13 protein-coding genes and 2 tRNA genes are annotated in these 13,689 nt (G+C 71.6%); 5 read left to right on the plus strand and 10 right to left on the minus strand.

Translation table 11 applies throughout. The features are described 5' to 3' along the window. Positions 1 to 105 precede the first annotated feature (105 nt). Entirely contained in the window at positions 106 to 951 is an 846-nt protein-coding gene (locus P3T27_RS11490; protein ID WP_280677136.1) for a hypothetical protein, read from the plus strand. Between the two features lie 73 nt (positions 952 to 1,024). Next, positions 1,025 to 1,789, plus strand: a complete 765-nt coding sequence (locus P3T27_RS11495; RefSeq protein ID WP_280677138.1) for a hypothetical protein — start codon at positions 1,025 to 1,027, stop codon at positions 1,787 to 1,789. A 77-nt stretch (positions 1,790 to 1,866) separates the two neighbouring features. On the opposite strand, the gene clpX is transcribed toward P3T27_RS11495, so the two are convergent. The 5 genes from clpX to P3T27_RS11520 all read right to left on the minus strand — a co-directional run bounded on the left by clpX (position 1,867) and on the right by P3T27_RS11520 (position 6,781). Then, positions 1,867 to 3,156, minus strand: a complete 1,290-nt coding sequence (gene clpX, locus P3T27_RS11500) for an ATP-dependent Clp protease ATP-binding subunit ClpX (protein WP_063347569.1) — start codon at positions 3,154 to 3,156, stop codon at positions 1,867 to 1,869. Positions 3,157 to 3,405: 249 nt separating this feature from the next. After that, positions 3,406 to 4,068: an ATP-dependent Clp protease proteolytic subunit gene (locus P3T27_RS11505; RefSeq protein WP_280677142.1), complete on the minus strand. Its 663-nt coding sequence runs from the start codon at positions 4,066 to 4,068 to the stop codon at positions 3,406 to 3,408. A gap of 56 nt (positions 4,069 to 4,124) precedes the next feature. Further along, positions 4,125 to 4,730, minus strand: coding sequence for an ATP-dependent Clp protease proteolytic subunit (locus P3T27_RS11510; protein WP_280677242.1), 606 nt, complete (start codon positions 4,728 to 4,730; stop codon positions 4,125 to 4,127). Between the two features lie 279 nt (positions 4,731 to 5,009). After that, positions 5,010 to 6,401 (minus strand): trigger factor, encoded by a 1,392-nt coding sequence (tig, locus tag P3T27_RS11515; RefSeq protein WP_280677144.1) that lies wholly within the window; start codon positions 6,399 to 6,401, stop codon positions 5,010 to 5,012. Positions 6,402 to 6,707: 306 nt separating this feature from the next. Beyond that, positions 6,708 to 6,781, minus strand: a tRNA-Pro gene (locus tag P3T27_RS11520). A 157-nt stretch (positions 6,782 to 6,938) separates the two neighbouring features. Between P3T27_RS11520 and P3T27_RS11525 the strand changes: the two genes are divergently transcribed. After that, a tRNA-Gly gene (locus tag P3T27_RS11525) sits at positions 6,939 to 7,009 on the plus strand. 49 nt (positions 7,010 to 7,058) lie between these two features. On the opposite strand, the gene P3T27_RS11530 is transcribed toward P3T27_RS11525, so the two are convergent. After that, complete coding sequence (locus P3T27_RS11530) at positions 7,059 to 7,598, minus strand: hypothetical protein (protein WP_280677149.1); 540 nt, start codon at positions 7,596 to 7,598, stop codon at positions 7,059 to 7,061. A 209-nt stretch (positions 7,599 to 7,807) separates the two neighbouring features. Between P3T27_RS11530 and P3T27_RS11535 the strand changes: the two genes are divergently transcribed. Next, positions 7,808 to 8,593, plus strand: a complete 786-nt coding sequence (locus tag P3T27_RS11535; protein ID WP_280677151.1) for a DUF6348 family protein — start codon at positions 7,808 to 7,810, stop codon at positions 8,591 to 8,593. Positions 8,594 to 8,627: 34 nt separating this feature from the next. Here P3T27_RS11535 and P3T27_RS11540 read toward each other — a convergent pair whose 3' ends face one another. The 4 genes from P3T27_RS11540 to P3T27_RS11555 all read right to left on the minus strand — a co-directional run bounded on the left by P3T27_RS11540 (position 8,628) and on the right by P3T27_RS11555 (position 11,986). Then, positions 8,628 to 8,825, minus strand: a complete 198-nt coding sequence (locus P3T27_RS11540) for a hypothetical protein (RefSeq protein ID WP_063347574.1) — start codon at positions 8,823 to 8,825, stop codon at positions 8,628 to 8,630. A 502-nt stretch (positions 8,826 to 9,327) separates the two neighbouring features. Beyond that, the gene (locus P3T27_RS11545) at positions 9,328 to 10,467 is read right to left on the minus strand and encodes a PP2C family protein-serine/threonine phosphatase (protein ID WP_280677155.1); all 1,140 of its coding nucleotides are present in this window, start codon (positions 10,465 to 10,467) and stop codon (positions 9,328 to 9,330) included. Between the two features lie 389 nt (positions 10,468 to 10,856). Beyond that, positions 10,857 to 11,342 carry a ribose-5-phosphate isomerase gene (locus tag P3T27_RS11550; protein WP_063347575.1) on the minus strand — a complete coding sequence of 162 codons (486 nt, stop codon included), beginning with the start codon at positions 11,340 to 11,342 and terminating at the stop codon, positions 10,857 to 10,859. 44 nt (positions 11,343 to 11,386) lie between these two features. Beyond that, the gene (locus P3T27_RS11555; protein WP_280677159.1) at positions 11,387 to 11,986 is read right to left on the minus strand and encodes a biotin transporter BioY; all 600 of its coding nucleotides are present in this window, start codon (positions 11,984 to 11,986) and stop codon (positions 11,387 to 11,389) included. Between the two features lie 375 nt (positions 11,987 to 12,361). On the opposite strand from P3T27_RS11555, the gene P3T27_RS11560 reads away from it, so the two are divergent. Continuing rightward, entirely contained in the window at positions 12,362 to 13,672 is a 1,311-nt protein-coding gene (locus P3T27_RS11560) for an amino acid permease (protein ID WP_280677244.1), read from the plus strand. Positions 13,673 to 13,689: the final 17 nt, after the last annotated feature.

Here is a 13,689-nt window from a genome sequence, read left to right on the forward strand (position 1 = left end):
GCTCCGTACGGTACCGTTCCCGGGCACTCGTCCGGTCTCCGCGCGGGTGCGGAACACCTCAACACCACGACAGGCCGCGGGTGCGGCGGGGGAGCACGAACGCAGATGTACGGCCAGGGCCAGCAGTATCCGCAGGGACAGCCACAGCCTCAGCCGTACGGGGGGCAGCCCCCGTACGGTCCGCCGCAGCCGCAGCCGCCCTACGGCGCCCCGCAGCCCCAGTACGGCTACCCGCCGCAGGGCGGCCAGCCGTACGGCGCGCCCCAGCAGCCCTACGGCGCCCCGCAGCAGCCGTACGGCGTGCCGCCGCAGGCCCCGTACGGCCAGCCGGGCTACCCGCCGCCGCCGAAGAAGGGCCGGACCGGCCTGGTGGTCGGCCTGGTCGTCGGCGCGCTGGTGCTGGGCGGCGGCGGCTTCGCCGCGTGGAAGTTCCTCGGCGGCGGCGACAGCGGCGGCCAGTACAAGATCTCCGCGCCGCAGTCCCTGCCGGACGGCTACACCCAGAAGTCGGCCAAGGAGGAGGCCGTCGACCCGAGCAAGCCCGAGGCGGCGAAGTTCGGCAAGAACCTCAACGCGCTGGCGGCCAGCTACAGCAAGGGCTCCGACGCACTCGACACGCTCTCGGTGATCGGCGTCTACGGGGAGCTCAACGACCCCGACCAGATCATCGCCGACTCGAAGAAGGACACCGGCGGGCTGACCTGGTCCACGCCGATGACGGACTTCCCGGCGCAGGACGGCCACAGCTCCTCGGCCAAGCTCGCCTGCGGCGTGGCCAGCGTCATCGCGGGCAAGGCCGGGCCCACGGTCTGCGTGTGGGCGGACAAGTCCACCACCGGCCGGATCACCTTCAGCAAGATCAGCCTGACCGGCGGCGCCCAGGGGCTCGCCCCGGCCCAGGCCGCCGACAAGACCCGGGCGATCCGCGACGCGATGGTCGTCGCGAAGTAACCCGGACACCGTCCCCTTCCGCCGCCCGGGCCGCCGGCCGGCGCCCGCGCACCGCCACCAGAGAGAGTCTCGCGTGACCGAGCAGAACCCCTACGGCCCCCCGCCGCAGCCGGGATACGACGCACCGCCGCCGGCCGCCCCGGGCTACGGCGGCATCCCGCCGCAGGGCCCGCCGCCCGGCTATCCCCCGGCCGGCGAGCCCGGTGCCTACCCCGGGTACGGCGCGTACGCCCCGGTGCCGCCGCCGCGCAAGTCCCGCAAGACGCTCTGGACCGTGCTCGGCGTCGTCGGCGGCGTCCTGCTGCTGGGCGGCGGCGCGCTCGCCTACCTCGTCTACGACGTGACCAGTAACGCGGGCACCGAGAAGATCGTCCTGCCGGCGACCTTCAAGGAGCTGACCAAGAACACCGACCCCCAGGTCACCGACAGCATAGAGAAGGAGCTCACCTCGGGCTTCGGCAAGGGCGACGGCAACTGGAAGCCCACCGGGGTGGGTGCCCTCTACCAGGACGCGCAGTCGCAGCCGCAGCTGGTCGCGGTCGGCGCCTACGGCAAGGTCCTGGCGCCGAAGCAGGAGCTGGACCAGGCGTTCACGGGCATCACCGCGAGCGGTCCGAAGCTCAGCGGCCGGCACGCGGTGGACGCCGGGCCCAAGGGCGGCACGATGGAGTGCGCCGTGGCCGCCGACAGCGACACCACGATGGGCCTGTGCGCCTGGGCCGACAACAGCAGCATCGTCATCGTCATGAAGGTGGTCGACTCCGGCACCCAGCCGGACCTGGACAAGCTCGCCGCCGATTCCCGCGACCTGCGCGCGGTCGCCGAGGTGCCCAAGTAGTCCACGGCGTCCGGCACGGACGAAGGGGGCCCCGCACCGGTCGGTGCGGGGCCCCCTTCGTCCGTGCCGGACGCGGGTCAGGCGCTCTTCTCGCGCCGCTCGCGCTTGATCATGTCGCGCGGGACGAGGGTGGGGATGGCGTGCTTGGAGACCACGTCCCCGGTGACCACCACGCGGGCGACGTCCTGACGCGAGGGCACCTCGTACATCACGGACATCAGCACCTCCTCCATGATGGCCCGCAGACCACGCGCGCCGGTGCCGCGCAGGATCGCCTGGTCGGCGATCGCCTCCAGCGCGTCCCGGGAGAACTCCAGCTCCACGCCGTCCAGTTCGAAGAGCTTGCGATACTGCTTGACCAGCGCGTTCTTCGGCTCGGTGAGGATCTGCAGCAGCGCCTCGCGGTCCAGGTTGTGCACGCTGGTGATCACCGGCAGACGGCCGATGAACTCGGGGATCATGCCGAACTTCACCAGGTCCTCGGGCATCACCTGGCGGAAGTGGTCGCTGGCGTCCGACTCCCGCTTGGAGCGGATGTTGGCGCCGAAGCCGATGCCCTTGGCGCCGGCCCGGCCCTCGATGATCCGCTCCAGGCCGGCGAACGCGCCGCCGACGATGAACAGCACGTTCGTGGTATCGATCTGGATGAACTCCTGGTGCGGGTGCTTGCGCCCGCCCTGCGGCGGCACCGAGGCGGTGGTGCCCTCCAGGATCTTCAGCAGCGCCTGCTGCACGCCCTCGCCGGAGACGTCCCGGGTGATCGACGGGTTCTCGCTCTTGCGCGCGACCTTGTCGATCTCGTCGATGTAGATGATCCCGGTCTCGGCCTTCTTGACGTCGTAGTCGGCCGCCTGGATCAGCTTGAGCAGGATGTTCTCGACGTCCTCGCCGACGTACCCGGCCTCGGTCAGCGCGGTGGCGTCCGCGATCGCGAACGGCACGTTGAGCATCCGGGCCAGGGTCTGCGCGAGCAGCGTCTTGCCGGAGCCGGTGGGGCCCAGCAGCAGGATGTTGGACTTGGCCAGCTCGATGGCGTCCTCGCGGCCGTTGCCGCCGCTGCGGCCCGCCTCGCCGGCCTGGACCCGCTTGTAGTGGTTGTAGACGGCCACCGACAGCGCCTTCTTGGCGAGGTCCTGGCCGACCACGTACTGGTCCAGGAACTCGTAGATCTCGCGGGGCTTCGGCAGCTCCTCGAAGCGCACCTCGGAGGTCTCGGCGAGTTCCTCCTCGATGATCTCGTTGCACAGGTCGATGCACTCGTCGCAGATGTACACGCCTGGTCCGGCGATCAGCTTCTTCACCTGCTTCTGCGACTTGCCGCAGAACGAGCACTTGAGCAGGTCGCCACCGTCTCCGATGCGTGCCACGAGGTGCTTCCCCTTCGCCAGGGGCCCCGCAGGGGTTCCGGGGCCTGGTGCTGTGGACCGTCAACGCCGACGGCGATCGGTCTCGCTATCCGACGGTACTCTGCCGGGCCCCTGATTCCGTCCTCTTCGCCGGGTCTGCCCTACGCCCTGGGCGAATTGATACCGAACAGATGCCGTTTACGGAGGCCGCCGATGAGCCCGAGCGGGGCGCGCACCCTGGTGCGCGCCCCGCTTCGGAGGATGCCGGCCTCAGGAGGTCAGCGAGGTCTTGCGGGTGGAGATGATCTGGTCGATCAGGCCGTACTCCAGGGCCTCCTCGGCGGTGAGGATCTTGTCGCGCTCGATGTCCTCGCGCACCTGCTCCACCGGCTTCTTGGAGTGCTTGGAGAGCATCTCCTCCAGCTGCTCGCGCATCCGGAAGATCTCCTTGGCCTGGATCTCCAGGTCGGACACCTGGCCGCGGCCGGTCTCGGTGTACGGCTGGTGGATCAGGATCCGGGCGTTCGGCAGCGCCATCCGCTTGCCGGGGGTGCCGGCGGCGAGCAGCACGGCCGCGGCGGAGGCCGCCTGGCCCATGCAGACCGTGGTGATGTCCGGCTTCACGTACTGCATCGTGTCGTAGATGGCCGTCAGGGCCGTGAACGAGCCGCCGGGCGAGTTGATGTACATCTGGATCTCGCGGTCCGGGTCCATCGACTCCAGGCACAGCAGCTGCGCCATGATGTCGTTCGCCGAGACGTCGTCGACCTGCGAGCCGAGGAAGATGATGCGCTCCTCGAACAGCTTGGCGTACGGGTCGTACTCGCGGATGCCCTGCGTGGTGCGCTCGACGAAGCGCGGGACGATGTAGCGGCCCTCGGCGCGCATGTCCTCGACGCGGGCCTGGGCGGCCGACAGGCTGGGGATGTTCATGGGGGTCCTTGTCCTCCGGGGCGTTGTGGCTGTCGTCTCGTGGGCCGGGCCGAGGCTCAGGCGCCCGTGCCGCCGCCGCCGGGGACGTCCGCGGCGCTGTGCATGATCGCGTCGATCAGGCCGTACTCCAGGGCCTCCTCCGGCGTGAACCAGCGGTCGCGGTCGGAGTCCCTGGTGATCTGCTCGAAGGACTGGCCGCTGTGGAAGGCGATCAGCTCGGACATCCGCTTCTTGGTGCGCAGCAGCTGCTCGGCCTGGATGCGGATGTCGGTGGCGGAGCCGCCGAGGCCTGCGGAGGGCTGGTGCATCAGGATGTTGGCGTTCGGCAGCGAGAAGCGCTTGCCCTTGGCGCCGGCGGTCAGCAGGAACTGGCCCATCGAGGCCGCCATGCCCATCGCGATGGTGACGACGTCGTTCTTGATGTACTGCATGGTGTCGTAGATCGCCATGCCCGCCGAGATCGAACCGCCCGGGGAGTTGATGTAAAGGAAGATGTCCTTTTCCGGGTCCGCGGCCAGCAGCAGCAGCTGCGCGGTGATCTTGTTGGCGATGTCGTCGTCGACCTGCTGGCCGAGGAAGATGATCCGCTCGTTGAGCAGCCGGTTGTACACCTGGTCGCCCAGGCCGCCGAGCACGTCACCAGAGGCGGCGTGCGGCGCCATCGGGCCAGGCATCTGCATCTGCGGGAACGTCACTTAGCCACCTGCTCAGTCGATTTGGAGGGCCGTTCCACGGCTCTCACGGTGTCGCACAGCTTCCGGGTATCACGGTGTGATTGTTGCTGTCCAAGGACCCTAACGCGCAGGCCGGGCCGCAGAATCCCTCACGCAGAACTGTTCGCTGTGAGCGCAGGGTCGCGACCGCACCCGGTGGGACGACAGCGGGCCCGGACACCGTACGGTGTCCGGGCCCGCTGCGGGCCTCAGGGGCTACCGGGGCACTCAGGCCTCGGTCTTCTCCTCGGCGGCGGTCTCCTCGGCGGTGGCCTCGACGGTCTCGCCCGTCTCGTCCTCGTCGTCGAAGTTGATCTCGTTGCCCTCGGTGTCGACGACCTTGGCGGCCTCGACCACGGTGGCCAGCGCCTTGCCGCGGGCGACCTCGCCGACCAGCAGCGGCACCTGGCCACCCTGGACGACCTGCTGCGCGAACTGGTCCGGGGTGAGACCCGAGCCGGCGGCGCGGCGGATGAGGTGCTCGGTCAGCTCCTCCTGGTTAACACCCAGCTCCTCGTCGGCGACGATCTGGTCCAGGACGAACTGGGTCTTGATGCCCTTCTTCGCCTGCTCCTCGATCTCGGCCTCCCACTCCTCGCGGGTCTTGCCCTGGGTCTCCAGGTAGGTGTCGATGTCGAGGCCCATCGGCTGGAGCTGGTGGTGCTCCAGGTTGTGCTTGCGGGTCTCGATCTCGTCCTTGAGGAGCTTCTCCGGGAAGTCGATCTCGACCAGGCCGAGCAGCGCGTCCAGCACCTTCTCCTGGGCCTGGGTGGCCTGGTCGTACTCCTTCATGCGCTCCAGGCGCTTGCGGGAGTCGGCACGCAGGTCCTCCAGGGAGTCGAACTCGCTGGCCAGCTGGGCGAACTCGTCGTCCAGCTCGGGCAGCTCCTTCTCCTGGACGGCGGTGACGGTGACGGTGACCTCGGAGGTCTTGCCCGCCTGGGTGCCGCCCTTGAGCTCGGTGGAGAAGGTGGCGGTGCCACCGGCCTCCAGGCCGGTCACGGCGTCGTCGATGCCGTCGATCAGGCGGCCCGAGCCGATCTCGTAGCTGACGCCGTTCGCGGTGCCGTCCTCCGGCACCTCGCCGTCGACCTTGGCGATCAGGTCGACGACCACGATGTCGCCGGCGGCCGCGGCGCGCTCAACGTCCTTGACCGAGGAGAAGCGCTCGCGCAGCTGCTCCAGGGACTTCTCGACGTCCTCGTCGGAGACGGCGATCGGGTCGACGGCCACCTCGATGGAGGCGAAGTCGGGAAGGGTGATCTCCGGACGGATGTCCACCTCGGCGGTGAACTTCAGGTCACCGCCATCGGCGATGGTCTCGACACCCTCGATGTTGGTGATGTCGGGCTGGCCGAGGACCTCGATCTTGCCCTCGTCGACGGCCTGCGTGTAGAAGCGCGGCAGGGCGTCGTTGACGGCCTCCTCCAGCACGGCACCGCGGCCGAAACGCTGGTCGATGACGCGAGCCGGGATCTTGCCCTTGCGGAAGCCCGGAACCGTGACCTGCTGGTTGATCTTCTTGTACGCCGCGTCGAGGCTGGGCTTGAGCTCCTCGAAGGGCACCTCGACGGTGAGTCGAACCCGGGTCGGGTTCAGAGTCTCGACGGCGCTCTTCACGGTTAGGTCTCCTATGGGCTTGCGGTCAGGTTGCCTCCGCCGTTCCCGGCCGCCGGCCGAGGCCGTACGAGTGGGTCGGGCGAGACGGGCGATGGGCGGTTGGAGCAACATCTCCCGTGGGGGGTGAGCGGTGAGCGTGACTCCTCGCCCTCGTGCGGTTGACCTGGGTTGACGCCACAGGGACTACCGCCAGCGGCCCATCCTACCGGTACCACGAAAGGCGGACGCCAGGCGCCACCGTACCGCCCCAAGTACCGCCCCAACAGAACAGGGCCCCGCCCCGGTGGGCGAGACCCTGCCGCACTGTCGGGGTGACCGGATTCGAACCGACGGCCTTCCGCTCCCAAAGCGGACGCGCTACCAAACTGCGCCACACCCCGTGGTGCCGAGAGGAAGCGTACACGTCGGGCCCTGGCGGCTCGCCGACTTATTCGGGGGTGGTCCGAAGGAGTGCGCGGGAAATGCGGTGTGCACGGAAGCGGCCGGACCAGGTACGCTGTTCCCCGAACTTCCGGCCGGCAACGTCCGGGGGATCACGCGGGCGTAGCTCAATGGTAGAGCCCTAGTCTTCCAAACTAGTCACGCGAGTTCGATTCTCGTCGCCCGCTCGTCAGACCGGCCCCGGTGCGTCTCCACGCACCGGGGCCGGTCGCGTTTTCAGAGGCCGAGCCGGCCGGCCCGGGCGGCGGCCCGGCCGAGCAGCTGGTGGACGTCGGCCTCCCGGGTGGTGGGGCGGTCGTTGTACTCGTCCGGGGAGTGCGCCGGGCGGCCGGTCGCGTGCAGCACCTCCATCAGCTGGACCCGGGCGGTGCGGACGGTGGCCGGGGTGCCGTAGCCGTGCGCGAGGACGGCGGCCTGGGCGCCGAGCAGGCAGACCCGGCCGCGGGCGTCCCACATCGCGCCCTGCAGCCAGCCGTGGGCGCCGATGTAGCGCGAGGCGAGCCGCAGGTGGTCGGCGGCGCTGACCGGCACCGGGCGGGCCGGGCGGCACAGCACCCGGTCGAGCAGGGTGGCCCGGGGCGCCGGGTGGCCGGCACACCAGGGCCGTACGGCGGTGCCGTGGGGGCAGACGTACGGCGCCGGGAGGCGTACGGGGGCGGGCAGCGAGGCGAGGTAGGCCTCGATCTCGGCGACCAGGCCGGAGCCGTCCGGGTGGACCAGGAGCGGCGGAGGGGGCGTCAGGCCGGTGCGGGGCATGCGGGTTCTCCAGGCGGACAGCAGGGCCCCGGCCGGTGGCCGTGGGCGATTCCGCCTCCCAAAATGGTGTATTCGGGACATTCCCGCGACCGGAGGGCCGGTCGCCCCCGGCGGTTTCCCGCTCGGGTGCCGGGCCGATAGCCTCGGCGGCGTTCGAGCGCAGTTCGAGCGCGAGCTCACCCGCCGCGCTCCGAGGTGGAGGAGTCCCGGTGCGTCCCCAGGAGCGACTGGCCGTCATACAGCGGTGTGTGGTCCGGGAGATGGCCCGCCTCGGGCAGGAGTTCACCGCGGACGGCGAGGTGGTGCGCGGCCCGGGGACGACGGCGGTGGCGGTGCGCGAGCACCCCGGGGACGACGGCTCGGGCCATGTCGACCTCGGCTTCGTGCTGCACCTGGGCCGGGCGGACGCGCCGGTGGTGTGGGACTGCGCGGCCGGCCTCGGCAAGACCGAGGAGGAGAAGCTCGCCAACGCGGTGAAGATGTGGGCGACCACCACCGCCTCGGTGCTGGTCGAGCTGGCGGACGGGCGCGGCGTGCACGCCGACCACGCGGACCACGCCGAACTCCCGGGCTGGCACGCCGTCCAGGGGCCGGCGGCGGTGTTCGGCTTCGGCAACGAGCACCTGGCGGGCTGGCTCGCCGAACACCGGGTGCTGCCGGCGCTCGCGCCCGCGCTGCGGCCGCAGTTGGCCGGGCCGGGGCCGGTCGGGGTGAAGCTCTTCCTGGGCGGGAAGGCGGACGACGACGTCGCCGAGGTCCGGGTCAACGGCGAGGTGTCGGAGGCCGCCTCGGCGGCGCTGCGCGCGATGGACTGGCCGCGGGGCGAACGGCTGTGCTGGGCGCGGCTGTTCGTGCTGTTGACGGCCGAGCGGGCGGCGGCGGGACAGGCCGCGTCGGCGGGCGCCGTGGCACCCGCACCGATGCGCGCCCCGGCCCCGGCCCGCCCCCGGGGACTGTTCGCCCGCTGGCGGGAGGCCAGACGGGCCGGCCGGTGATCCCCTCGCGGGGAGCGCGGACGGCCCGGTCCGATCAGCCGCCGGTGATGCCTGAGATGCTGTGGGCGAGGTTCGCCAGCAGGGAGTTGATCGAGCCCGCGACCGTGGTCTCGTGCAGCATGAAGCCGAACAGGGCGGCGATGATGCCGTGCGCGATCTTCAACTGCTTGTTGCGGATGAAGATGATGCACAGGATCGCGAACAGGACCAGCGCGGAGACGGAGAGTGCCACCCGGACTCACTTCCTCGTTTCATAGCGTGGTGCCGCCGCCCGGCGGCACCTGCGAAGCCGGACCCCGGCCTGTCCGACGGTCCCGAGGCGGAATCCCGGACCGACCGGCACATCGCCGGCGAGGGAGCCCGGCGCGGTCGAACGATGTCTGTCGTGCCGCACGTGACGCCCCCCATCCCCCGAATCCTGAACAGTCCCGCCCGGACTCAGTGTGGTCGACCGTGCCGATTGCGTAAAGGTCTGACAGTCAGCCCAACGCCGATATCCTGCGATGCGAGACGAGTTTCCGCCGACCGGGACGATAGCGGAGCCGTTCTGACGAATCGTCGGCGGGGCGGCGCTGAGCGGCCGGGAAGCGGCCGGGGGCGGGTAGCGGAAGCCGCAGGTCCGGTCAGCCGGCGGGCCGTCCGATTTGGCCGAAGATCGGCTGCCCGGCTTGACAGCGACTGCCGGTGGCATGTGCCGATCCCGCCCGGTGACGGACGGCCGGGGCGGGCGGGCGTCAGTCGCGCCAGAGCAGCAGGACCGCGCGGTCGTCGTTGATGTCCCGGGCCACCGTCTCGATCAGCGCGGACGCCGCGCCGACCCCCGCGGCCGGACCGCTGCCGGGCACCAGCCGGTCCGCCTCCCCCATCAGCCGGTCCATCCCCTCGGAGAGGTCCCGGCCCGGCTCCTCGACCATGCCGTCGGTGCACAGCATCAGCACGTCGCCGCGGTTCAGCCGGCCGTGCACCCCCTCGAACTTCGCGCCGTCGTAGATCCCGAGCAGCGGGCCCTCGGCCTCCTTGACCTCCCAGCGCCCGGCGCCCGCCAGCCGCTGCATCCCGGGCAGGTGCCCGGCCGACAGCAGCTCGTACTCGCCGGTGTCCAGGTCCAGCACCAGGTGGACGGCGGTGGCGAAGCCCTCCTCCCAGGACTGGCGCAGCAGGTAGCCGTTGGCGGCGGGCAGGAAGTCGTGCGCGGGCAGCGAGCCCACCAGGCCGCCGAAGGCGCCGGACAGCAGCAGCGCGCGGGAGCCGGCGTCCATGCCCTTGCCGGAGACGTCCGCGAGGACCACCTCCAGCAGCCGCTGGCCCGGGCCGGTGCGGGCGGCGACCACGAAGTCCCCGGAGAAGGACTGCCCGCCGGCCGGGCGCAGCGCCATGTCGGCGTGCCAGCCGTCCGGCAGCTCCGGCACCCGGCTCTGCACCCGCAGCCGCTCGCGCAGGTCGAACAGCATGGTCGAGCCGCCCCACCAGGGCACGCCGACCCGGGCCCGGAACTGGGCCAGCAGCAGGCCGCCCACCCCGGCGGCGCCGACCACCAGGGCCGCGCCCGGGGTCACGCCGTAGATGTAGGCCTCCGGGTTCTCGCTGGCCACCCGCTGGCCGGTGTGGATCACCGACTCGGCGGACAGGCCGAGCGCCGCCAGCGCGTACAGCACCACCAGGCTGCCGGGGCGCAGCAGCAGCGCGCCGGCCAGGATCGGCAGCACCAGCGCGGTGGGCGGCGCCCAGGCGGGCATCCAGATGTTGAGCAGGATCAGCAGCGGGACGAGCAGGGCGAGGGCGCAGAGCACCGGCCAGTCGGCGGCGCCGCCGCGGAAGTAGTCGACACCGGCCGTGCGCAGCCTTCGGCGGACCCGGCGGAGCCTCCTGCGCAACCGGGCCGTCACGGGTCCGGACGCCTGAGCGGCGCCGGGCCTCGTCGCAGTCGTCTGGGGCGGTGCGCCCGGCGGTCTGCCAGCCATGGGGCCCGACCTTATCCACGGGCACCGCCCGGCGTCGACGGGCCGGACCCGGGCGGGTGCGACGAGGCGCGGGACCGTCGGCCGGTTTCGGCCGATCGCCGCGGCGGCGGGCGCGGCGTCAGGAGGCGTACGCCGGTTGGGCGTACGAACCACGCGGGCGGCGCACGCGCCTCGCGTGCGCCGACGTCCGCGCGCCGGGGCCTGTGGCCGACGACACAGGCCCAGGGGTCCGGAAACGGCGGCGGCCGGCCGCGGTGGAGCGTGCGGCCGGCCGTCGGAGGAGGGTGGACGGGTGGGGTGGATCAGCCCTGCGGGTGGTGGGCCGGGATGGGCGGGAGCTCGCCGGTGGTCTCGTACTCGCTCAGCATCTCGATCCGGCGGGTGTGCCGCGGCTCGCCGCTGTAGGGGGTGTTGAGGAAGACCTCGACGAACTTGGTGGCCTCCTCCAGCGTGTGCATGCGGCCGCCGACGGAGACCACGTTGGCGTTGTTGTGCTCGCGGCCGAGCCCGGCGGTCTGCTCGCTCCAGGCCAGCGCCGCCCGCACGCCCTTGACCTTGTTGGCGGCGATCGCCTCACCGTTGCCCGAGCCGCCGATGACGACGCCCAGCGCCTCCGGGTCGGCGGCGGTGCGCTCGGCGGCGCGCAGGCAGAACGGCGGGTAGTCGTCCTCGGCGTCGTAGATGTGCGGCCCGCAGTCGACCGGCTCGTGCCCGGCCTCCTTGAGCCACTCCACGAGGTGGTTCTTCAGTTCGTATCCGGCATGGTCTGAGCCCAGGTACACGCGCATGCCATGAGTGTGGCATGCGCGTGCGCCCGGACCCGGCAGGGGGCTCACCGCTTCGCGGCGAACTTCCAGACCAGCGGCAGGGCGCCGGCGGCGAAGGCGGCCTTCAGGGCGTCGCCGACCAGGTAGGGGTAGAGGCCCAGCTCGGCGGCCCGGGCGAGCGGGACGTGCAGCGACAGGGCCAGGTACGGGACGCCGACCGCGTAGATGGCGAGGCTGCCGAGGACCATGGTGACGGCGGTGTTCACCGGGGTGCGGTCGGCGCCACGGCGGGCCAGCGCGCCGGTCAGGGCGGCCGCGAGGACGAAGCCGAGCACGTAGCCGAACGAGGGCATCGCCCAGCCGGAGGTGCCCTCGGCGAACCAGGGCACGCCCGCCAGGCCGGCCAGCAGGTAGAGGCCGAGCGAGGCGACGCCGCGGCGGGCGCCGAGCGCGGTGCCGACCAGCAGCGCGGCGAAGGTCTGGCCGGTGACCGGCACCGGCGAGCCGGGGACGTTCACCGACAGCTGGGCGGCCACGCCGGTCAGGGCGGCGCCGCCGGCCACCAGGGCCAGGTCGCGGGCCTGGGCGCCGAGGCGGGTGGTGGCGGCGGGCAGCAGGTCGGCGAGGACGGCGCGGCGCGCTATCGGGGTGGTGGCAGTGGCCATCAGGGGTCTCCTCCGTGGGGTGCTCAGGTGAGTGAACACCTGTGAACCTACGCGGTGATCCACTGCGTCACCGTCACGGTTTCGGACAAAGCCCCGCCCTCGACCGTTGTCGGAACCGGCCCATCGGGGCCCGCGCCAACGCTCTGTCATCGAACGAACCCACCGCGTCACCGGTCGGTCCGCATGGTGGTCCCGAGGTCCGCGCTCCTGGCATGAACAGAGGTGCCCACGGATATTGGACAGCTCATGCCGTATTCCGAACAGTCTGGATCCAGCCCTATGGCCCCCACCTCCGCGCCCGGGACCACCGGCACCGACAGTCCCCCGGCCACCGGCCAGCAGCTCTCGCACGGCCTCAAGCAGCGCCACCTGTCGATGATCGCGCTGGGCGGGGTGATCGGCGCAGGCCTGTTCGTCGGCTCCGGCGCGGGCATCGCGGCCGCCGGTCCGGCGATCATCCTCGCGTTCCTCCTCTCCGGTCTGCTGGTCATGCTGATCATGCGGATGCTCGGCGAGATGTCCGCCGCCCGCCCCGCCTCCGGGTCGTTCTCGGTGCACGCCGAGAAGGAGATCGGCCCCTGGGCCGGGATCACGGCCGGCTGGATGTACTGGGTGATGCTGTGCTGCGGCGTCGCCGCCGAGGCCACCGCCGCCGGAAAGATCGTCAACGGCTGGGTCCCCGGAGTCTCCTCCTGGGTCTGGGTCGGCCTGTTCATGGTCTTCTTCTGCGTCAGCAACCTCACCGCGGTGAAGAACTTCGGCGAGTTCGAGTTCTGGTTCGCCACCATCAAGGTCGCCGCGATCATCGCCTTCCTGGTCCTCGGCGGGCTCGGCATCGCCGGGGTGATAGGCCCCGGCGCCCCCGGCACCCACAACCTGACCGGCGAGGGCGGCTTCCTGCCCACCGGGGTCAACGGGCTGATCGTCGGACTGCTCGCCTCGGTCTTCGCCTACGGCGGCCTGGAGACCGTGACCATCGCCGCCGCCGAGTCCGACGACCCCCGCAAGAACGTCGCCAACGCGGTGCGCACGGCGGTGTGGCGGATCGCGATCTTCTACATCGGCTCGATGGCCCTGGTCGTCACCCTGGTCTCCTGGAAGGACCCGGCGGTGGTCGCCGACGGCCCGTACGTCACCGTGCTGCGGCACCTCGGGGTGTCCGGCGCCGGAACGATCATGCAGGTGGTGGTGCTGATCGCGCTGCTCTCCGCGATGAACGCCAACATCTACGGCGCCTCCCGGATGGCGTACTCGCTGGTCGGCCGCGGCCAGGGCCCCCGGGCGCTCGCCAAGGTGAGCGGCGGGGTGCCGCGCCGGGCCGTGCTGGCCTCCTGCCTGTTCGGCTTCGGCGCCGTGCTGGCCGCCAAGTTCTGGCCGGCCACCGTCTTCACCTGGCTGATGAACACCACCGGCGTGGCCATCCTCGTGGTCTGGCTGTTCATCTGCGCGGTCCAGCTGCGGATGCGCCGCCGGCTGGAGCGAGAGGCGCCCGAACTGCTCACCGTGAAGATGTGGGGCTACCCGTACCTGACCTGGATCGCGATGGCCGCCGTGGCCGGCATCCTCGCCCTGATGACCACCACCGAGGACAACCGGCAGCAGCTGTACGCGGCCGGGGTACTGGTCGCCCTGCTGATCGTCGCCGGCCTGGTCAAGCAGCGCCGGGACGCGGCCGCCACCCGCTGAGCCCGGAACGCGCGAGG

Source organism: Kitasatospora sp. MAA19 (assembly GCF_029894125.1).
Classification (GTDB): Bacteria; Actinomycetota; Actinomycetes; order Streptomycetales; family Streptomycetaceae; genus Kitasatospora.

Bases quoted from the DNA above. Each gene is read 5' to 3' on its own strand.
- P3T27_RS11490 (WP_280677136.1), top strand. From the start codon at position 106: ATGTACGGCCAGGGCCAGCAGTATCCGCAGGGACAGCCACAGCCTCAG.
- P3T27_RS11505 (WP_280677142.1), bottom strand. From the start codon at position 4,068: ATGAACATCCCCAGCCTGTCGGCCGCCCAGGCCCGCGTCGAGGACATG.
- P3T27_RS11510 (WP_280677242.1), bottom strand. From the start codon at position 4,730: ATGGCGCCGCACGCCGCCTCTGGTGACGTGCTCGGCGGCCTGGGCGAC.
- P3T27_RS11530 (WP_280677149.1), bottom strand. From the start codon at position 7,598: ATGCCCCGCACCGGCCTGACGCCCCCTCCGCCGCTCCTGGTCCACCCG.
- P3T27_RS11550 (WP_063347575.1), bottom strand. From the start codon at position 11,342: ATGCGCGTGTACCTGGGCTCAGACCATGCCGGATACGAACTGAAGAAC.
- P3T27_RS11555 (WP_280677159.1), bottom strand. From the start codon at position 11,986: ATGGCCACTGCCACCACCCCGATAGCGCGCCGCGCCGTCCTCGCCGAC.
- P3T27_RS11560 (WP_280677244.1), top strand. From the start codon at position 12,362: ATGATCGCGCTGGGCGGGGTGATCGGCGCAGGCCTGTTCGTCGGCTCC.